General features: G+C 47.6%; 20 protein-coding genes and 1 tRNA gene. 19 read left to right on the top strand and 2 right to left on the bottom strand.

The features are described from left to right. Positions 1–4 precede the first annotated feature (4 nt). The 13 genes from RJ60_RS04325 to RJ60_RS04265 are packed head-to-tail and all read left to right on the top strand — an operon-like array spanning position 5 to position 14,124. The gene (locus RJ60_RS04325) at positions 5–1,081 is read left to right on the top strand and encodes a Xaa-Pro peptidase family protein (protein ID WP_103134110.1); all 1,077 of its coding nucleotides are present in this window, start codon (positions 5–7) and stop codon (positions 1,079–1,081) included. A 21-nt stretch (positions 1,082–1,102) separates the two neighbouring features. Further along, complete coding sequence (gene efp / locus RJ60_RS04320) at positions 1,103–1,660, top strand: elongation factor P (protein WP_099831094.1); 558 nt, start codon at positions 1,103–1,105, stop codon at positions 1,658–1,660. Positions 1,661–1,679: 19 nt separating this feature from the next. Then, the gene (locus RJ60_RS04315) at positions 1,680–2,144 is read left to right on the top strand and encodes an Asp23/Gls24 family envelope stress response protein (RefSeq protein ID WP_099831093.1); all 465 of its coding nucleotides are present in this window, start codon (positions 1,680–1,682) and stop codon (positions 2,142–2,144) included. Positions 2,145–2,148: 4 nt separating this feature from the next. Further along, complete coding sequence (gene nusB / locus RJ60_RS04310) at positions 2,149–2,595, top strand: transcription antitermination factor NusB (RefSeq protein WP_099831092.1); 447 nt, start codon at positions 2,149–2,151, stop codon at positions 2,593–2,595. 10 nt (positions 2,596–2,605) lie between these two features. After that, complete coding sequence (locus RJ60_RS04305; RefSeq protein WP_103134109.1) at positions 2,606–4,273, top strand: formate--tetrahydrofolate ligase; 1,668 nt, start codon at positions 2,606–2,608, stop codon at positions 4,271–4,273. A 10-nt stretch (positions 4,274–4,283) separates the two neighbouring features. Beyond that, positions 4,284–5,105: a bifunctional 5,10-methylenetetrahydrofolate dehydrogenase/5,10-methenyltetrahydrofolate cyclohydrolase gene (locus RJ60_RS04300; RefSeq protein WP_099831090.1), complete on the top strand. Its 822-nt coding sequence runs from the start codon at positions 4,284–4,286 to the stop codon at positions 5,103–5,105. A 3-nt stretch (positions 5,106–5,108) separates the two neighbouring features. Beyond that, on the top strand, positions 5,109–6,989 hold the full coding sequence (gene dxs / locus RJ60_RS04295; RefSeq protein ID WP_103134108.1) for a 1-deoxy-D-xylulose-5-phosphate synthase: 1,881 nt from the start codon (positions 5,109–5,111) through the stop codon (positions 6,987–6,989). Next, positions 6,964–7,311, top strand: a complete 348-nt coding sequence (locus tag RJ60_RS04290; RefSeq protein WP_014730630.1) for an Asp23/Gls24 family envelope stress response protein — start codon at positions 6,964–6,966, stop codon at positions 7,309–7,311. Before dxs ends, RJ60_RS04290 begins: the two co-directional genes overlap by 26 nt. Positions 7,312–7,326: 15 nt before the next feature. Beyond that, positions 7,327–8,991 carry a DAK2 domain-containing protein gene (locus RJ60_RS04285; protein WP_103134107.1) on the top strand — a complete coding sequence of 555 codons (1,665 nt, stop codon included), beginning with the start codon at positions 7,327–7,329 and terminating at the stop codon, positions 8,989–8,991. 22 nt (positions 8,992–9,013) lie between these two features. Further along, positions 9,014–9,868 (top strand): glycine--tRNA ligase subunit alpha, encoded by an 855-nt coding sequence (locus RJ60_RS04280; RefSeq protein ID WP_103134106.1) that lies wholly within the window; start codon positions 9,014–9,016, stop codon positions 9,866–9,868. Next, the gene (gene glyS, locus RJ60_RS04275; RefSeq protein WP_103134105.1) at positions 9,861–11,897 is read left to right on the top strand and encodes a glycine--tRNA ligase subunit beta; all 2,037 of its coding nucleotides are present in this window, start codon (positions 9,861–9,863) and stop codon (positions 11,895–11,897) included. The genes RJ60_RS04280 and glyS overlap by 8 nt, the downstream gene beginning before the upstream one ends. Before the next feature lie 7 nt (positions 11,898–11,904). Then, positions 11,905–12,801: a GTPase Era gene (gene era / locus RJ60_RS04270; RefSeq protein ID WP_103134104.1), complete on the top strand. Its 897-nt coding sequence runs from the start codon at positions 11,905–11,907 to the stop codon at positions 12,799–12,801. A gap of 15 nt (positions 12,802–12,816) precedes the next feature. Continuing rightward, positions 12,817–14,124 (top strand): MFS transporter, encoded by a 1,308-nt coding sequence (locus RJ60_RS04265; RefSeq protein ID WP_103134103.1) that lies wholly within the window; start codon positions 12,817–12,819, stop codon positions 14,122–14,124. Positions 14,125–14,327: 203 nt separating this feature from the next. Here the strand turns inward: RJ60_RS04265 and RJ60_RS04260 are convergent, their stop codons facing one another. Continuing rightward, positions 14,328–15,020 carry an N-acetylmuramoyl-L-alanine amidase gene (locus tag RJ60_RS04260; protein ID WP_103134102.1) on the bottom strand — a complete coding sequence of 231 codons (693 nt, stop codon included), beginning with the start codon at positions 15,018–15,020 and terminating at the stop codon, positions 14,328–14,330. A 315-nt stretch (positions 15,021–15,335) separates the two neighbouring features. Between RJ60_RS04260 and rbfA the strand changes: the two genes are divergently transcribed. The 3 genes from rbfA to ribF are packed head-to-tail and all read left to right on the top strand — an operon-like array spanning position 15,336 to position 17,509. After that, positions 15,336–15,707 carry a 30S ribosome-binding factor RbfA gene (gene rbfA, locus RJ60_RS04255; protein WP_103134101.1) on the top strand — a complete coding sequence of 124 codons (372 nt, stop codon included), beginning with the start codon at positions 15,336–15,338 and terminating at the stop codon, positions 15,705–15,707. After that, positions 15,700–16,620: a tRNA pseudouridine(55) synthase TruB gene (gene truB, locus RJ60_RS04250; RefSeq protein ID WP_103134100.1), complete on the top strand. Its 921-nt coding sequence runs from the start codon at positions 15,700–15,702 to the stop codon at positions 16,618–16,620. The genes rbfA and truB overlap by 8 nt, the downstream gene beginning before the upstream one ends. Before the next feature lies 1 nt (position 16,621). Further along, positions 16,622–17,509: a riboflavin biosynthesis protein RibF gene (gene ribF, locus RJ60_RS04245; protein WP_258006174.1), complete on the top strand. Its 888-nt coding sequence runs from the start codon at positions 16,622–16,624 to the stop codon at positions 17,507–17,509. Here the strand turns inward: ribF and RJ60_RS04240 are convergent. After that, positions 17,495–18,286, bottom strand: coding sequence for an alpha/beta hydrolase (locus tag RJ60_RS04240; protein ID WP_103134098.1), 792 nt, complete (start codon positions 18,284–18,286; stop codon positions 17,495–17,497). The genes ribF and RJ60_RS04240 overlap by 15 nt on opposite strands. 83 nt (positions 18,287–18,369) lie before the next feature. Here RJ60_RS04240 and RJ60_RS04235 point away from each other — a divergent pair. From RJ60_RS04235 to RJ60_RS04225, 3 genes are all read left to right on the top strand, one after another. Continuing rightward, positions 18,370–18,444 (top strand) — tRNA-Glu (locus RJ60_RS04235). A 764-nt stretch (positions 18,445–19,208) separates the two neighbouring features. Continuing rightward, positions 19,209–19,505 carry a nucleotidyltransferase family protein gene (locus RJ60_RS04230; protein WP_099831076.1) on the top strand — a complete coding sequence of 99 codons (297 nt, stop codon included), beginning with the start codon at positions 19,209–19,211 and terminating at the stop codon, positions 19,503–19,505. Then, positions 19,502–19,864, top strand: a complete 363-nt coding sequence (locus RJ60_RS04225) for a DUF86 domain-containing protein (RefSeq protein ID WP_180979903.1) — start codon at positions 19,502–19,504, stop codon at positions 19,862–19,864. The genes RJ60_RS04230 and RJ60_RS04225 overlap by 4 nt, the downstream gene beginning before the upstream one ends. The last annotated feature ends 685 nt before the right edge of the window (positions 19,865–20,549 follow it).

The following is a 20,549-nucleotide window of genomic DNA, read 5'->3' as shown; positions in this document are numbered from 1 at the left end:
GGGCATGTCGAGAATCGAAAGGTTTCGAGAAAAGCTTAGAGAAAGCAAGCTTGACGGGTTTGTTCTTTACAACATGGAGTCCAGCAATCGCTCCAGTTCCTGGTATCTATCCGGGTTTTCCGGCTCTTTCTCAGTTCTTATTGTGACCCCGAAGGGCGAGTACATAGTGACTGATTCGAGGTACTTCACTCAAGCCGAAATTGAAACGCACTTCAAGCTGATCCCTTTCAACAATGGCGACGAACTCAAAGACGTAATTCAGGCGACGCTGGCCAAAGATGGAGCCAGCCGTGTGGGATTTGAGGAAGAGACGATCAGCTATGGTCTTTACAAGCGGGTCTTCTCCCAGCTAGGCGTCGAACTTGAACCCGTAGACAGTATTCTCAAGGATCTTAGGATGGTAAAGTCTCCGGAGGAAGTCGAGAAGATGAGACTGGCAGTCAAGATCGCCGAAGATGCGCTTACAGAGACTTTCAACTTCATTCGTCCGGGAAGGACTGAGGAAGAAGTATGTGCGGCACTCGAATATGAGATCAGGAAGCGAGGAGGCTACCTTGCCTTCGAGACGATAGTGGGCAGCGGACCGAGAAGCGCAATAGTTCACGGCAGACCGTCCAATAGAACTCTCCAGGAAGGCGATTTTCTCTTGATCGACTACGGGGCAAGGGTAGACGGCTACAACTCGGATATTACAAGAACTTACAGTATAGGGGAACCGTCCGACGAAATGGTGAAGGTTTATGAAGTGGTTCTCAAAGCGCAAACAGAGGCTAAGAACGCCTCAAAGGCTGGGGTTATAGGAAGCCAGATACACGAAGTTGCAGCAAGTATAATTAGAGAGGCGGGTTATGGCGACTACTTCGGTCACGGCCTGGGCCACAGTCTGGGAATGGACACTCACGATGGCCAGGGGCTTTCTCCTAAGAACTGTAATCCTATCCCGGCCGGAGCGGTCATTACAATAGAGCCGGGCATCTATCTTCCCGGCAAATTTGGGGTTAGAATAGAAGACGATTGTTATTTTTGTGAAAGCGGAGTAGAAGTTCTGACAAATCTAGATAGAGAGTTGAAGATTCTTTAGAGATCCGGAGGTGGCTTCTAGATGATAGAAGTTGGAAAGATTAGAAAAGGAACGCCTCTTATCATTGATGGAGATATTTACATCGTGACTGAAGCAAATAAGCACTCAATGGGAAGAGGAGATGGGATAATTCGGACGAGGATGAAGAACATCAAGACCGGCCTCGTTAGGCAATTCACGTTCCAGGCAAGCGAGAAAGTGGAGGAAGCGGCGCTTTCATTCAGACATGTGCAGTACCTTTACTCGGAGGATGAGATGTTCCACTTCATGGACCTCGAAACATTTGAGCAGTATACAATCGGTTTAGACGAGATGGGAGATGCCCTGGACTACATAAAGGAGAATGAAGTGGTGGATCTTCAGTTCCATGAAGATAGGCCGATAGGTATTGTTCTTCCGAACACTGTGGTTCTGGAGGTGAAAGACACCGCTCCCGCTTACAAAGGCGACACGGTTTCGGGAAGCGGCAAACCGGCCGTTCTGGAGACGGGGCTCAAGGTGACGGTTCCATTCTTTGTCGAAAACGGTGAGTTGATTCGAGTAGACACAAGAACCGGCGAATACATCGAGAGAGCATAAGGAGAAAGGAGGGAGAATTATGGATTTTGAAGAGACTGATCTCGGCAGAATCGAGATCTCGGAGGCAGTGATCCGGGATATCGCTATTCACTCCTACATTGAATTTCTGAAATTCGATCCTAAGGAAGCCAAAGCACGAAAAGAAGCCAAGTCTACGGTAGATATCGACCTCGACGAAAAGGTCGACGGTACGAAGACTGTCAAGATATCGGTAAACACAAAGATCAAGTACGGTGTCTCTATACCCTCATATGCCAGAAAGATGCAGGAGAAGCTGAAAAACGATGTTGAAAGCTTCAGCGGCATAAAGGTTGAAGACGTTTCCATCACTATCGAAGATGTCTTTGAAGAGGCCCAAAAACCAGTGATTATTGAGGAAGAAGAGCTCGAAAAGAGCGAAGCAAAACCTGAACCGGAAGAGATGAAACCAGAAGCGACTGAAGCGGAAGAGCCTGAAGACGAAGAGAAAGAGAAAGAGGTTTGAAGACGTGAAGGCAGGTCTAAACAGAAGCAGACGAAGAATGAGGGAAATTGTTTTCAGTGCGATCTATCAGTATGACTTCAACGAAGACGTGGAGACTTCATCTGATTACCTCGAAAGGGAGTTGAGCTTCTTCTCGATGGAAGACGAAATGAAGTTGAGAACACGCAAGTACTTCGAGAGCATCTTGAAGTATCGAAGCGATATTGACGAAGTGATACGAAAACACCTTATGAACTGGACATTCGAGAGACTTGCCTCGATCGATAAGAACGTCCTTAGGCTTGGAGCGTATGAGATCATTTATGAACCCCAGATACCAATTGAGGTGACACTTAACGAATCGATCGACATCGCCAAGAAGTACGGTTCGGAGCAGGGCGGGAAATTCGTAAACGGCGTTCTCGACAGAATTGCTCGGGAGTGCGCATCAACAGAGAAAAAGCATTTATGAGGAGGAGACCATGCTGACCGATCTGGAGATAGCACAAAAAGCAGAACTGAGGGAGATTGACGAAGTTGCCTCATCGATTTCGATTCCCGACAAACACTTGAGGAGATTTGGAAAGTACGTAGCGAAAATCTCTCACCTATACCTCAATGAGCTGCAGGATAGACCTGATGGAAAGCTGGTTCTTGTTACGGCCATAAGTCCAACAAGCGCAGGTGAAGGAAAGACGACAACTTCTGTGGGTCTGGCAATGGCACTAAACAAGATCGGTAAGAAGACCTTCGTAACTCTCAGAGAACCATCCGTTGGACCGATAATGGGAATCAAGGGAGGGGCTGCCGGAGGCGGCTACTCTCAGGTGCTTCCGATGGAAGAAATCAATCTGCACTTCACAGGAGATTTTCACGCTGTATCGATGGCACATAATCTTCTTTCGGCTGTTATCGATGCACATATTAACTTCAAGAATGAATTGAAAATAGATCCGACGCAGATATACTGGCCGAGAACAATGGACATGAACGATCGGGCTCTCAGGCAGATCATCGTGGGGCTAGGCGGTTCGGCAAACGGCTATCCCAGGGAGGATTCATTTGTAATAACCGCCGCATCTGAGATCATGGCAATCATTTGCCTTTCGAAGAACCTCGTTGACCTGAAAGAGCGCCTCTCGAAAATCATTGTGGCTAGAAGTTACGACGGAGAGTTCATAACAGTTGAGGATTTGGACGTCCAGGGCGCGATGGCAACTCTACTCAAAGACGTTCTTGATCCGAACCTAGTTCAGACTCTTGAAGGAACTCCGGCTTTCGTTCACGGAGGCCCGTTCGCGAACATCGCCCACGGAACAAACACCCTGACTGCCACAAAGATGGCTCTCAAGCTTTCTGATTACGTAATTACCGAGGCTGGCTTTGGAGCGGATCTAGGCGCACAGAAATTTCTTGACTTCGTCTGTCAGGTCGGCGACCTGAATCCAAGCGCAGTGGTTCTCGTTGCTTCGATCAGAGCGCTGAAGCTAAACGGAGGTGCTTCCAAGAACGAAATCCAGGAAGAAGATATCGAGAGCCTGAACTATGGGTTCAAGAATCTCAAGGTTCATTTTGAGAACCTCAGAAAGTATGGGATCCCTGTAGTTGTGGCTCTAAACGAATTCCCAACAGATACGGCGAAGGAAAGGGAAACGTTTGACGCTCTATGCAAGGCTGACTCTATACCTTACGAATTGTCGAAAGTGTGGGCCGAGGGCGGTGCAGGTGGAATCGATCTCGCAAAGAAGCTACTTGAGGTCATTGATCAGCCCAATAGCTACAAGCCCCTGATACCAATGGAAGCTCCGTTTGAGGAAAGGCTGGAAAAACTTGCAAAGGAAATCTACAGAGCCGGAAGAGTAGATCTTGAACCAGCGGCTAAGAGCAAACTCAGGCTCTTTAAGAAGAAGGGTCTCGACCGTCTTCCGATAATCGTCGCCAAGACCCAGTACTCAATTTCTGACGATGATAAAAAGCTTGGAGCGCCGGAAGGCTACACTTTCAAAGTACGAGATCTCAATCTATCGGCAGGTGCCGGATTCATAGTTGTGGTTGCCGGCAAGATAATGCTGATGCCCGGACTCGGGAAGGATCCCAACGCGAAGCACATAGATATCGACGCAGACGGAAAGATCAGCGGGCTCTTTTGAGGTAATGAAGATGATACTTGATGGAAAGATCGTTTCAGAGAGTATTTATTCTGATGTCAAAGAGAAGATCAAAGAGAGAGCGGGAAATCTTCCTTCGCTCGTTCTCTTCTGCGATGAGCCCGATGCTTCTAACAAGTCGTATATGAGATCAATAAAGAAGCAGGGGGAGAAACTCGGCATAGAGGTCATTGTTCACGACAGCGGGATCAATCCCATCGAAGAGATCTCGAAGATGAACAACGACAAAAGCGTTGCGGGAATAATGGTTATGCATCCTCTTAAAAACGCCGATGAAAAGGCGGTTCTGGCCGCTCTCGATCCGGGAAAGGATCTGGAGGGTCGGACGGTATCGAACCTCGGCGGAATAATCAACGACGAGGAGTTTTTCGCTCCTCCAACTGCCGAGGCCGTGATGGAGATTCTGAGTTACTACGGAATCGAAGTCAAAGGCAGGGACATAACTATTGTTGGAAGATCAAACACGGTCGGAAAGCCTCTGGCACTGCTGCTTCTCAAAAAAGGTGTAGACGGTACGGTTACCGTTTGCCACTCGAGGAGCAGGGACATCTCCGAAAAGACTTTCAACGCCGATATAGTGGTTAGTGCCGTTGGAATAGCGAAATTCGTGCATCGAGAGATGATCAAGCCAGGGAGCATTGTAATAGATGTGGGAATCAATTTTGTTGACGGCAAGCTGGTTGGAGACGTTGACTTCGATGAAGTCAGCCAGATAGCGGCAGCGATAACCCCTGTTCCCGGAGGAGTGGGCAGCGTAACGACGGCGCTCTTGTTCAGGCACTACACAAAATCCCTTGAAAGATTGGAGTCTTAGCAGATGAATGAACAGCCACTATTCAGGCGACTAAAAGACTACTCCTATGCCCAGCTGGAGGTTCTTGCCAGCGAAATTCGTGACACGATAACGAGAGTAGTTTCCTCTAACACAGGTCATCTGGCTTCCAACCTGGGTACCGTCGAGCTGACAATTGCGTTATATAGAATATTTGATCCCGATGAAGACGTCTTAATATGGGATACGGGACACCAGGCATATACTCACAAGCTGCTTACGGGGAGATACGGTTCCTTTGGCTCCTTGAGGAAGAAGGGTGGAGTTAGCGGTTTCCTTAACAGGATTGAGAGTCCGTATGACTTCTTCGGTGCCGGCCATGTAGGCACGGCTCTTCCTGCCGCAATGGGTATAGAGCAGGCAGATAACATATTCCGAAGCTCAAGGAATGTCGTTGTTGTTGCCGGAGACGGGGCCTTGACTTCGGGAATGGCACTGGAAGCTTTGAATCAGATGAAGGACATAGGCTCGAAGATAAAGGTGATCGTTAACGATAACGGAATGAGTATCGGAAAGAATGTGGGGAGTCTTTCGTCTTCTCTTGCCGAACTGAGACTCAATCCTGTGTACAGAGAAATGAAGGGCGATCTCAAGAACACCCTTGAAGCGATGAAACTGGTAAGCCTGGAGCAGTTCCTGTCGAAAATCAAGAGCGGCCTGAAGGCCTCAATTCTAGGCGGAAACTTGTTCGAAGACATGGGGCTAAACTACATTGGTCCGGTTAAAGGCCACGACTTCCAGGAGATGGAGGCCGTGTTTTCGGCAGTCAAGCAGCTCAGGGAACCCTTCCTGGTACATGTTGTCACAAAAAAAGGCAAAGGTCTTGAGTATGCAGAATGCAACCCTACCAGGTTCCACAGTGTCAGCAAGATCGACCCGGATAGTGGAGAAAAGATCTCGAACAGCGGCGAACTTTCTTACAGCGAGGTCTTTGGAAAGGTCCTGACAGAGCTTGCGGAGGAAGATCCTTCCATATCGGCAATAACCGCCGCAATGCCAGACGGAACGGGACTGGCAGAGTTTGCGAAAAAATATCCTGCCAGATTGTTCGACCTTGGCATAACGGAGCAGCTTTGCACCACTTTCGCCGCAGGGATGGCAGCAGCGAAGACGAAGCCGGTCTTTGCAGTATATTCGACTTTCTTGCAAAGAGCCTTGGATCAGTTGATCCATGATGTGGCCCTTCAGGATCTGCCGGTGCTATTCGCAGTAGACAGGGCAGGAATAGTTGGGCAGGACGGACCGACCCATAACGGAATCTTCGATATTGCTTTCCTTTCGATGATTCCAAATATGCAAATTCTTGCACCTTCGAGCCTTAAGGAACTGGCGAACATGATCTTCACTCTCTTCGCTGAGAAATGGATGGACCATCCCACTGCGATTAGATATCCGAGAGAGACGGAACTCCAGAGCATCGACGAGATTCTCTCGAACCTGAGGAAGATAGAGCTGTTCAAGTGGGAAAAGGTGATCGACGGAAAGGAAGCCGCCATTCTTGCAACAGGAGCAATGGTTTCCAGGAGCAGGGAGGCCGCTCTCTTGAACGGATATGCACTCTATAACTGCCGATCAATAAAACCGTTCGACAAAGCGGCTCTAGGACAAATCTTTGCCGATTACGACCTGATTGTGACGGTTGAAGAGGGAATAAAGAGCGGGGGCTTCGGCTCCAACGTAGCACTTGAAGCTATTAGGCAGAATTACAATGGTAGAATCGATATTATTGCAATTGAGGACCGTTTCTCTTCTCACGGCACAAGGGAAGAGGTATTGAATGAGCTGGGGCTAGATGCCAGGGGAATAGAGAATAGAATCTCTAAACTGAGAGGTGAAAAGAATGCAAGTAACTACAGAATTCGGTAAGATCGATATTTCTCTTCAGGCGATATCTTCGATAGTCAAAAAGGTTGTATCTGAGTCTTACGGACCGGTGAACGTCGGATCGCCCCAAACGGGCTTTTTGACAAAGCTTTTCGGCACGGGAGAGGATTCCAGAAAGGGAATCAAAGTAACCGAGGAGATCGACGGCACGCTTGAGATAGACATCGATTTGATTCTCGAGTACGGAGTAAGAATTCCCACAGTCGTTGAAAACATCCAGGAAAATGTATTTCACAAGCTGAAGGAGCTTACTGAAGCAACCAATATAAAGGTGAATATTCACGTTGTCGGCTTGCAGGATTGATGGGAGGCAAAAGAGATGAAACGTATCAACGGCAAGTTTTTTGTCGCCGCCTTCCAGAAAGCCGCTGAACGACTTCTGGCAAATAAAGATGAGATCAACGCGCTTAATGTCTTTCCTGTTCCAGACGGAGATACTGGATCGAATATGGCGGCCGCTATGATAGAGGCATGCGAGTATCTCGATAGATTGAAGAAAGATGATTTGGTGAGCGTTCTGGAAGCGGTCAAGACCGGCATGTTGATGGGTGCCCGTGGGAACTCCGGTGTTATTCTATCTCAGATATTCAGAGGATTCGCCGAGGGAATCGGAAACAGAAAGTTTGTTGGCACAAAGGCCTTCACCGAGGGCCTGCAAAAAGCAAAAGAAGTCGCTTATAGATCCGTAATGAAACCGGTTGAAGGTACGATGCTTACAGTTGTGAAGGTTACCGCAGAGACTGCCAACGAGCATTACGGAGACATTGAAGATTTCGAAGAGTATTTCGAGAATCTTATCAAAGTGGCTTTTGACACGGTGGAGAAGACACCGACCCTCCTGCCTAAACTAAAGGAAGCTGGAGTAGTAGATTCTGGAGCAAAGGGATTGGCTCACATATTCGAAGGATTTCTGCTGGCAATAAAGGGCGAGTTGGAACTCGAAGGGCCTATTCAGCAAATGCCGCAGGCAATGGGTTCTTCAACTGAACGAATCGTCGAGATCGTAAGGGAAGAACTCAAGTTCACTTACTGTACAGAACTGATAGTCAACCTTAACGACTCCGAGAACCCCGAAGAAACTTCGGAAGTAATGAAGGCATACCTTGAAGAGATGGGCGATTCAATCGTCATGGTTCACCAGGATGAACTGATAAAGATTCACGTACACACAGATCATCCCGGAGATGTAATCGAGAAGTTTCTGGGAATCGGTTTTCTTCAGAAAGTGAAGATAGATAACATGAGGGTCCAGCATGAACATGTAGTTGACATCCAGTCTAGAGGGCCCGAGATGTACGGCAACGGAAAACATCACGGAGTCATTGTGGTCTCGCCTGGAGACGGCCTGGCAGATGTTCTGAAGAGTCTTGGAGTTGATTTTGCAGTAAAGGGCGGCCAGACCATGAATCCGAGTTTGAAGGATCTTTACGAAGCTATCAGCCGAGTTACGGCCAACAAGGTAATAGTGCTTCCGAACAATCCAAACATAATTCTTACCGCAAAAGAGGCGGCGAATGCAATTCACGACGACAACCCCGAAAAGCAGGTTTACATCATCCCTACACGCACCGTTCAGGAAGGGATAGCGGCTATGACCGTCTATAACGACGAGATGGAAACCGAGTCGTTGATTGCCGAGATGAAAGAATCGGCCGAAGCAGTTTTTCCGATCTCTATTACATATGCCGTGCGTGACTCAAGCATGAAAGGAAAGAAGATAAAGAAGGGTGAATACATCGCGATAGGAAGAGAAGGCTTGATAAGCTCGGGCAGGAAGCTCGAGAAGCTTGTCCATGACTCGATTAAGATCGCTCTTGGCAAAGACACCGACAAGGAAGTGGTCACGATTTTTTACGGATCGGAAGTCTCCGAGGAAACTGCCGGGAAGCTCCTTGAATCTCTTTCAGGAAACTTCTCGGATCTTGAATTCGAAATCCACAGCGGTGGACAACCATACTATTACTACCTGATTTCAATTGAATAGATTACCATTTCAGGAGGGAACGATGTACTTACAGGACGTAGTAATAAAACTTAACTCGTACTGGTCCGGTCAGGGGTGCATAATCGACCAGCCGTATGACCTGGAAATGGGTGCGGGAACATTTCATCCCTCGACATTCCTAAGATCGCTGGGCAAGAAGCCCTGGAAAGTCGCCTTCATCCAACCAAGCAGAAGACCCACAGACGGTAGATACGGTGAAAACCCGATGAGGGTTCAGAGGTATTTCCAGTATCAGGTGATTATCAAGCCCAACCCTGAGAATTCTCAGGAGCTTTACCTCGGTTCTCTTGAAGCCCTCGGAATAAACCCCGTGGAACATGATATTCGATTCGTGGAAGACAACTGGGAATCTCCGACTCTCGGAGCCTGGGGAGTGGGCTGGGAGGTCTGGTTAGATGGAATGGAGGTCAGTCAGTTCACGTATTTCCAGCAGGTTGGCGGAATCGACGTAGACCTCGTTTCTCTCGAGATCACCTATGGGCTTGAAAGAATCACAATGTATCTTCAAAAGAAAGCGAACATATTCGATATAGACTGGAATGAAGAGTTCAAATATGGAGATGTATTCCTGGAGAACGAGAAAGAGTTCTCGGCCTACAATTTCGATGTGGCAAATACTTCCAGGCTCTTCGATCTCTACAGATTCTATCGCGAAGAATTCGATCTATGCATGAAAAACGGACTTGTAAGACCTTCTTACGACTATATGATCAAGTGCTCTCACGCCTTCAATCTTCTTGACGCCAGGAATGCCATCAGCGTATCTCAGCGTCAGAGCTACATCAAATCTATAAGAGAGATGGCAAAAACAGTTGCCGAAGCATATGTAGCCAAGGAGACCAATTCAGATGAATGATCATAAGGCACTGCTTGAAGTCGGAATTGAAGAGCTTCCTTCAAGTGAGGTTCAAGGAATGAGAAAACAGCTCTTAGAGAGAATAGAGAAGTCTCTCGAGAGTAATCGTTTGGGTTATGGAGGAATCGAGATCTTCGTTGCCAGCAGGCGATTCGGAGTGTTAATTCGAGACATAGAATCCAGTCAGGCGGACTTTGTGGAAAAGAGAAAAGGCCCGTCAGAGAAGATCGCCTATAGGGACGGCGAACCGACCAAGGCGCTCCTTGGATTTCTTAGGGGAAGTAACTCTCAGCTTGACGAAGTGAGTATTGAAGACGGATATGTATACGTAGAGAGACATATAAGGGGAAAGACTGCCAGAGAACTCTTGCCTCAGATCTTCTCAGATATGTTGCGATCGCTGGATTTCAAGAAGCCGATGCGTTGGGGAGACGGAACTTATAGATTCGTGAGGCCGGTCAAGTGGATAGTTGCTATGCTTGACTCCGAAATCCTCGATATGGAGCTCTTCGGAAAGAGATCGTCAAACAAGTCCAGGGGACACCGTTTCTTCTTCGATGAAGTTGAAGTATCGCCTGAGAATTACTTTCAGAATTTGAGAGATGCTCTGGTGATCGCTCAAGAGAGCGACAGAGAAGAAAGAACTCTCTCTGAAATCAGAAGAATTGAGTCGGATATTAATAGCCAGATTCCTGTTGATGAAGAACTGCTTGCCGAAGTCGTTTCTTTGACAGAATACCCAACGGCAGTTCTGGGAAACTTCATGGAGAAGTATCTCTCACTCCCGCCTGAAGTAATCATCGTAACTATAAAGCACCATCAGAGAACTTTCCCGGTCTACAAAGAAGGCAAGCTGACTAACGGCTTTGTTGCCTTTCAAGACGGACCAGATGATCCGCTGGGAAACATTCGATTAGGGTACGAGGAAGTTATAAACGCAAGGCTCGAAGACGCCTTCTTCTACTTCGAGAAAGACAAAGAGAAACCGATCGAGAACTACGTAGACGGATTGGAAGGAATCCTCTTTCAGCGAGGGCTCGGCACTCTGAAGGACAAGACCGACAGAACGATAGCACTTTCAGAAGCGATCTCTAAGAAACTCGGAGCCAAGAGAGAAGAACTGCTGGAGGTTAAGAGAACCTCTCTTCTTGCGAAAGCAGATCAAACCACAAGAGTCGTGCAGGAGTTTCCGGAGCTTCAGGGGATAATGGGAAGAATCTACGCTGAATTGTCCGGCGAAGATCCCGACGTCTGTACTGGAATAGAGGAGCACTACCGTGACAATGTGGTTCCGGCAACTCTGGCCGGTGCCGTAACCGGTATATCCGATCGTATAGATACTTTGGTCGGTAATTTCATGATAGGGAACATACCCTCTGCATCGAAGGATCCCTACGCTCTGAGGAGAAAGACTTCTTTCATATTCAAGACAATGCATCATCTCGGATGGAAACTCGATCTTCTCGGTCTAATTGAAGAAGCTTCCAGTGCCCTTGCCGGGGTGAATAGTGAAACACTTGATGCCATCACCGACTTCTTCTCTAACAGATTCGAAGCGTTCCTTCTTGAGAAGGGCTTCTCGATGAACATAGCACGATCGGTGAAGGTGTGGTGGAGGTTCCCGTATCTCGGAGTTCGCGCGGCCGAAGCGATCTCAGAGTATGTAAAGAAGGAGGATTTTACAGATCTTCTAGTAGCTTATCAAAGGGTCCACAATATAAGCAGAGGTCATTCGAGCAACTTTTTTGACGGTTCTAAGTTCGTCGAGCAGGCCGAACGTGACTTACTGAACAACTATTTGAAATGCTTCGACGATGTAATGGAAGCGCTCGAGCGCGACGATTTCGAGAAATCGCTCCTGTTACTGACATCTCTTAAGCCTCACATAGACAGATACTTCGACGATGTCTTTGTTATGGCCGAACAGGAAGATATCCGCCTCAACAGACTAGGCTTCCTCAAATCCCTAGATCAGCTCTTCTTGAAGATAGGCGATCTCTCGCTGCTTCTCGAAGAAGAGAGAGCGTGAAGCGTCGGTGAAGTCCGGGACTGTTGCTTTAGTGGGAAAGCCCAATGTGGGAAAGTCCACATTGATAAACACCATTATCGGAGAGAAGATTGCTATCGTCTCCGATAAACCGCAGACAACGAGAAACCGGATAGGCGGAATACTAACGACTGGTGAGGGCCAGATCGTCTTCTACGACACGCCCGGAATTCACAAACCTCTTCACGGACTTGGACAATACATTCTAAAAGTCGCGACTTCATCGCTGGCCGGATCGGATCTTCTGCTGGTTATAGTCGACCCGACGGACGGGCTTCGCGAGTCGGACAGACTCGTTGCCAATCATGTTAATCAAAGCAGAATTCCTGTCTTTCTCGCCATCAACAAGATTGATGAATACAAAAACGAAAGGCTTATTCAGGACTTCAAAGCAAAGGCCGAAGAGCTTTTCGAAAACGTTCGAAAGACTTTTTTAATCTCTGCTAAGAGCGGAGATGGTGTTAAAGAGATAATTGAAGATGTCTTCGACTTTCTTCCAGAGGGAAAGATGCTTTTCCCCGAAGACCTGATAACTGATCGTTCTTCCAGATTCATGGCATCGGAAGTAATTCGAGAAAAGGTTCTGCAGAACACCAGACAGGAGATCCCCCACTCGGTGGGAGTTGTTGTTCGGGAGTTCAAAGACGAAGGTAGTATACTGAAAATAAGAGCCGATGTAATCGTAGAGAGGAGCAGTCAGAAACCGATAATTCTCGGCAAGGGCGGCTCGATGATCAAAACGATCGGCACTGAAGCGAGGACGGATCTCGAATACATATTCGACCAGAAAGTCTTCCTCGATCTCTTTGTCAAGGTAAGAGAAAAGTGGAGAGATAACGATTCCTTTATACAGGAGTTCACAAACCTAAGAGACGAACTTCAGTAGACCGGGGGGATGTAAATGAAAAAGGGAAAGGCGACTTTCGTTCTCTTTCTTATGCTCTTCATGATGGTCCTTCTAAACGCGGACCAGATGGTCATGTCTCCGAACATCGGGGAAATCGAGACCGAATTTGGAATAACAAAAGCAGACATTGGCCTCATCCAGGGTTCATTCACTATCGTCGGCGCCCTCATTTCACTTCTATGGGGCTTCCTGGCAGACAAGTACAGTAGAAAACACCTTCTGCTATTCAGCGTTTTGGTGGGCGAGATCCCATGCTTCCTGTCTGCCTTCGTGCAGACTTTCCCTCAGCTCTTCATTACACGGGCTTTGACGGGGATCGGGGTAGGAGCTCTCTTTCCAGTCGTCTTTTCGTACGCCGGAGATGCTTTCAAAGAGTCTCAGAGAGCAAAGGTCAATTCCTTCCTCTCTACGGCAATATCTTTGGGAGCCATTGTAGGGATGGTAATTGCCGGCTTCACCGGCACATCTCTTGGCTGGAGAACGCCCTTCATCATCGTATCTCTTCCGAACATTGTCCTCGCGTTCCTATTCTTCCTGTTCGCTGAAGAACCAAAGAGAGGAGCCGCCGAAGTGGCTGTCGGCGAACTCGTGGATCAGGGGATAAATTACATCGGAAAAGTTAGACTGTCTGACTACAAGGAACTCTTCAAAGTGAAGACGAATCTGATTCTCTTCATACAGGGTATTTTGGGAACGATTCCCTGGGGAGCGATACCGTACTATCTTGTGAACTACTTCGAAACCTCGAAAAACCTCTCAAAGGAATCGGCCACTCTGATTTTCATTTTCTTTGGAGTCGGAAACGTGCTTGGAATATTCTTCGGAGGTCTTGTCGGCGGTCTATTGTATAAGAAGAAGCCGTCATACATGCCTCTCTTCAGTGGAATAACGACAATAATCGGTACTTTCGTGGCTCTCCTGGCCTTGAACTTCCCTCCAGTTGAGGGAGCCGGCAGCTTCATAATGCTGGGAGCGCTTGGAATGGTGGCTGCCGCTTCAGCGTCTATGACCGGACCAAACATGAAGACCATGCTGATGAATGTCAATCCCCCGGAAAACAGGGGAAGGATATTCTCGGTTTTCAACTTGACAGATTCTCTCGGAACGGGATTTGGGCAGTTCTTTGCAGGAACCCTGGCTACGGCAGTAGGCTCGCTGGGAGTCGCAATGAACGTTTCCGCGCTCTTCTGGCTTCCTTGCGGACTGGTGCTTCTTACTGCAGTACTGGCTTTCCCTAGAGACATCGACTCCCTTCACAGAAAGATGAAAGAGACTGCTATCACTATGGGGAGGGGAAAATAGAGGCTTGTCAAGGGGTCGAAATTGATTACAGGACTGCCTTTGACTTGGAATATCGAAAAGAAAGTTGTATAATCTAATTGCTGAAGTAACCCTCAGACCGCTTCGCTGCCCTCGAAAAGGGCAGCAATTTTTATTTATAATGGTTATTTGCATAGATTTCTTCTTTGGGCTTGCTCGAAGTGCCTCGATTTTAGGAACGATACTTACTTGGTGAGGAAATAATCTGCGATTCCCGTAACCAGGGCCTCAACAAGCTTTTCTCTGTAATCACTGGTAGAGAGAAGGACATCTTCTTCGGGATTTGACATGAACCCAGCTTCGAAAATCAGCACGGGAACTTCAGACCAGTTGAACCCCGTCATGTCGTCACGAACTCTGATTCCGAGAGACTTGATCCCGCTTATTTGAAGCAAGCTCGCATGGATCTTCTCGGCAGCCTTCCTACTCTCTTCGTAGATCGGTGCAGTGTATTTGGACGATGAAGAAGGAATAATCAGCATGAACCCCTTCAGATAATTATCAGAGCTATAATCTGCATGAACACGAATACATAAGTCCGCATTACCCTCATTTGCGATCTTCGCTCTTTCGATATTGCTCAAATTGACATCATGGCTCTCTCTGGTCATCACGACGTCGTACCCTTCCTCAAGAAGCCTATCCCTCAGCATGAACGACAATTCCAGATTGAAAACATACTCGGGGATTCCCGTTGATACGCCGCGAGTCCCCGTGGAAGCCTTCGCCTTTGTTGTCTCGGAACCGGGAGCGATCGGCTCATGAGTTAGGTCGGCCTCCTTCTGATGACCGGGGTCGATGCAGATAGTTAGCGAGAAACCAAGAGCGGCAAACAACATTACAACTATTAGAAGTACTATTCTGTTCTTTGAATGCATGGAACCACTCCTAATTATTAGTCAATAAAGATTATAACTTCATTACGAATCGACAAGGTTAAACCTCAAGACTTGTAGTTACATTCACGGTCCACTCGGAAACGGAGACCCATTGACGGTGAACTGTCATACGCTTCCAGACGTGTCGGCCTCTCCTCCTGCCGAAGTCGGCCTTACTTCGTCGTGCAGCGAGCATCACTTCCCCGGACGATCCTCCGGGCCTCCGTCCCTGGGGAACTTAGCAATGCTTTCATTTCAATCCGGCATCTTCCCGAACTCGCTTTCTAGGTTATAATTATCAAGGAGGTGAGAGCTATGGCAAGCACTTACAGAAAAGAGATGCTGGAGTCAGAGATAATGAAGGTTCTCACAGTAGCTCTATCATCTTACACAGGCCACAACGACTCGCTTGGAATGACTTCCATTGTTAGGGTAGAACTCAGCAAGGACAAGAGATTCGCAACGATATTCGTCAGCTTGATGGGTCCTGACGATAGAAAGAAGAAACTCGTTGAGAAGCTGAATGAAGACAAGGGGATCTTCAGAACGGCTATTGCAAAGAATATCAGGTTATTCAAAGCTCCCGAAATACGCTTCAAGGAAGATATTGGAATTGAGGCAAGCCTCAGGGTAGCACAGTTGCTTGAACAGATCGAAAAGGAGAAAAAAGAGCCGAATAATGAGTGACGGAATAATACTCGTTGACAAGCCCGTTGGTGTAACCTCTCACGATGTTGTCAACCTTCTTCGCAAGAAACTGAATACAAAGAAGATCGGTCATGCGGGAACACTTGACCCTTTTGCAAGCGGACTTCTGATTGCCGGAATCAAAAAGGGAACCAGATTGCTCGAGTATTTCCTTGAAATGGATAAGACATACAGAGCGGAGCTTGAACTGGGGAGGATAACCGACACCTTCGATATCACAGGAAAGACAGTTGAAGAGAGAGAAGTTCCCGAGATCTCGATTGACGACATAACTTCGGTTTTGAAGTCGTTCGAAGGAGAGTATTTGCAGGTGCCGCCTGCATACTCTGCAAAAAAGCACAACGGAGAAAGATTGTACAAACTAGCTAGAGAGGGGAAGATCATAAACCTTCCGCCGAAATCTGTGAAGGTTCACTCAATAGAACACATAACTCTCTCACAGAACAAGGTCACCTTCACCGCAAGGGTCTCGAAGGGAACTTATATAAGATCGCTAGTCATGGACATTGGCTACAAGCTTGGCTGTGGAGCGACAACCACTAACCTCCGTCGAATTTCGCAGGGCAGATTCTCGGTAGACAACTCATACAGTATAGATGATGTTTCGCAGATCTCCGTAATCCCAATGGAGGAAGCAGTGGATTTTTTGCCCGGTCTTCTCCTCAGCGAGTCCGAAAGCAGCAAGGTGTTACTAGGTAATCAGATCCATGCTAACGGAGTTGCCGGCATCTTAGGGCACTTCGAGAAAGACGAGATTATCAGGATAATTGGAAGCGACGAGCGGCTTATCGCAGTGGCCAAATCCGAGCGCACCTCCTCATTCTTGAAGACGCTTATCGCGAAAGACTCCAAAGAAAGAGTGGCCAAACTTGTGAAGGTTCTCGGTGCATGAAATGTATGTAGCCTGTATAGGTAACTTCGATGGCGTACATCTTGGGCATAGAGCGATCATGAAAACAACGGTAGATGTTTCAGAAAGCCTTAAGATGCAGAGCACAGCTATATCAATCGTCTATCCCTGGGGATACTACTTCCCCAATTTTCCCGGCATCATCTATCCTGTTGCCCAGCGTTTGGAGCTTATCCTGGCAACAGGTATAGAGAGAGTAATTACTGCCAACATGGCCGAGATAAGATACCTTGAGCCGGAGAAATACATCTCGGGCCTTGTGAAGCAGGGCGTAAAAGCCTTTGTAGTAGGTAAAGACTTCACATTCGGAAGCGGTGCGAAGGGAAACGTCGATCTTTTGGAGAGACTTTCCAAAGAGATGGATTTCGGCGTTGTAGTAGTTCACGATACACTTCATAACGAAAGAAGAGTCAGCAGTAGCTGGATAAGGGAGAGCCTTGTCAAAGGTGATATCGGATTGGCTAACACTCTCCTGGGGAAGAAGTACTCTATACGGGGAAAAGTGTACAAGGACAAACAGCTCGGTTCGAAAATCGGTTTTCCCACAGCAAACATAAGCAGGGGAGACGAAAAGCTGGTAACACCGAAGTCGGGAGTTTACATTGTCAAGTCGCAGATCAACTCAAGAGACTACTTCGGCCTGCTAAACATTGGATTCAGACCGACAATAAACACTTCCGAAGAGGTGAAGTACGAGATCTACTTCTTTGATTACTCGGGCAGCCTCTATGACAGAAATCTAGAGCTGGAGCTCCTCGAATTCATAAGGCCCGAGCTTAAATTCGAATCCCTCGACGACTTGATAGAACAGATCAGACATGATGTAAAAGTCTCAAAGCGCTGGCTCGAAATTCACTCAGATATGCTCTGAGAAGAACGATGAGATTGCCTCGAAGAACTGAGGCTTCCTCTCTTCATCTGCAAACATCTCGTGCTTTCCACCGGCTATCTCAATTATTCTCTTCTCTGACTCTATCTTCTTGTAGAGCTCCTGTGCCCCAGCGGGATCGACAACCCTGTCTGCAGAACCATATACGATCAGAGTAGGAATTCTGATTTTGTTCGCATTGGCCATTGCAAGATCGATACTATCTTCAAGCCCAAAGAAGAGATTCGGCGATACCCTGTCATGAACATACGGATCATCTACATATCTCTCCACGGCCCTTTGATTATGCGAAAGATCCGATGGAGTAAAACGCGACGAACTACTGAACGTCGTTTTCGGCGCGACTCTTCTGACAACCGAAATCAACGGCAGCAACTTCTTCACGGAGTCCTTCGCTGAAAAGAGATGGGGTGCGCTTATAGCCAGAGCTCTGTAAGAATTTGGATACTCCTCGGCAACCCTGGTAGCAATAAGCCCTCCCATACTATGGCCAAAAAGAAAGACCGGGAGATCCGGCTGGATCCTTTTCACTCCTTCAGTAAGCTGCCTGACCGCCGAAATGAAATCTGTAAAAGACTTTATGAAGCCGCGCGTTCCGGCCTGCATTCCGTGGCCGGCAAAGTCCGTCGCAAAGACACCAAATCCCTTTTCGCTTAGATAAGAAGCAAAACCTTCATATCTTCCGCTATGCTCACCTATTCCATGACATATCACAACGTTCGCCTTAGCCCCTGGAGAAAACCACCGTCTGATAAACACCGAAACACCTCCTCAAAATGATTATATCTCTTAAGCAGGGGTGTTTACAAAAGCCGGAGACCATGATAATATTATTTCTGTTCGGCCCCATAGGATAACGGCTAGTCCACCGGATTCTCAGTCCGAAGGTCGGGGTTCGATTCCCCGTGGGGCTGCCACTCTAAGTTCCTCAAGTGATACCTAAAGTACGTTGAAGGGTCTCCCGATAGGGAGATCCTTCGTTTTTTAATGCTGGTACCTTAATCCTCACTTGAGCGCCAAGTGCTGTGAAACACGGTTCTCCATCGGCTGTCCAAGAGCGAGGACCCTCCTTCGAAAAGATCATTCGAGAAAGAGCATGGTCGAGACGTTCGCTCACTCACAAGAAGAGCGAGATTCTGAGCGGGATCATCTCAGAATGACGCAATGCAAAAGAAGGCTATCACCCCATGTCACTCGTACAAACTCTTTACTTCATCACCCGTAAGCCTGCCCTGAAAGCCTGCCCCAATGAGCCTGCCCTGAAATGCTCCTGTTCAGGAGCCTGCCCTGAAAAGTCCCTGTTCAGGGTCATCCCGTGATGGGTCTGCACGGGATCTGGTCTTGAAGTACCGAGGTTGCAGGTTCGAAAAACCTTGAGAGCAGTATTTTGAAACAAGTTAAGCATCACGGGATGCGATGTTCTCTGAATAACCTAAGGCAATCATTTCAGACTCGAATACTGAATCTTGTTTTCGATCTTCTTCTCGGCTTAACCAAGAACGAAGAACAGGTCCTCGCTCTGGAACGAAGAACGAGTTTTCCTCGGAGGACGGAGAACCGATGACGGTCAACGTGGTTTTCATCAGCGTTCAGCCTTCAGCGGCTCTTTCCCCGCGAAGCGGGACATAAGTCCGCCAATGCTATAATTGGCCTAGAACAATGTTAATTGTGGAGGAACAGTATGAACACTCTGGAAGATATTCTTTCAAAGCTCTCCGGAAAGCTATCAGAGCTTAAATTGGAGTACAAGGTGAAAACCATAGGAGTCTTTGGTTCCTACGCGAGAAATTTACAGACTGAAAGCAGCGACGTCGACATTCTTGTCGATTTCGAGCAGACTCCTGATCTATTCGAGTTCATAAGGCTTAAAAACGATCTCGCATCATTGCTTGAAAAGCGTGTCGATCTGGTAACTCGCAAAGCACTAAGAAAAGACTATGAAGATCGGGTCTTATGCGAGGTCAAATACATATCATGAGACCAGATGACGCTGAGAAACATATCGAAGAGATCCTAAGGCTCATTGGAGAGATCGAGGTTTTTCTCCAGGGAGTGTCCTTTGACGAGTTTGAGCACAATAGATCAATCAACTACTCAGTTCTGTACGCCTTACTATTGATTGGTGAAACGGTTAAGAGAATACCTCCTTCATTTCGAACAGCACATTCAAACATTCCCTGGAAGGAAATCGCCGGAACGCGTGATGTGCTTATTCATGACTACCTTGAGACAGATCTAGAGATCGTCTGGAAAACAGTTCAGGATAGTCTTCCGGTACTGAAGAATGACTTGTTAAGGATCTTGAATGAAGGACTGGACTTTCCTCATGAAAGCTGATCGCTGGGAAGATCAGTTCAACATTGATCGATAAGATGGAGAGAAGAAGAGAAAGAGCTGGTAGAGACGGTCGCTTCGCTCACGAGAAGACGGGAATTTAGAAGCCAGTCTGTTGAAGCAAGGCGCCGAAAGAACATCGGCGGACGCAAGGCTGGCTTCGCCAGGTCGCAATGCCCGGAGAAGCATCCGGGGACGCAAGGCTGCCTTCGGCAGGAGGCGATTTTGAAGACTGTCTGTTCGCACAGACCAGTTTCGGCTTTGCGAGACCAATAAGAAGCATCGAGAGTTCGCTTCGCTCACGAGAAGACGGGAATTTAGAAGCCAGTCTGTTGAAGCAAGGCGCCGAAAGAACATCGGCGGACGCAAGGCTGGCTTCGCCAGGAGGGAGAGAAAATTACCGAGGTTGCGGATGGCGGGTTGGGGGTAGGACAGATCACAGGAACTGGTCCGCCGTTGGCCGAGGAAACCTGTTATTCGTTCCAGTGCAAGGATCTGTTCCTCGTTCTTGGTCACGTATTCACCCCCCAGGGGAATTGGACAAGTAAGTTAGGAATAGTAGACTAAGAAGGGGTGAATATGGATGAAGCATCCGAGAGGCAAGAGTTATGATCCTGAGTTCAAACTTAGATTAGCTAAGGAGTTTGCAGAGACAGACAAGACACTTGAAGAGATTGCACAAGAGAAT

The organism is Mesotoga sp. B105.6.4 (assembly GCF_002896535.1).
Lineage (GTDB): Bacteria > Thermotogota > Thermotogae > Petrotogales > Kosmotogaceae > Mesotoga.
The sequence above is the reverse complement of the archived record's forward strand: the minus strand, read 5'-3'. Positions and strand labels throughout refer to the sequence as shown.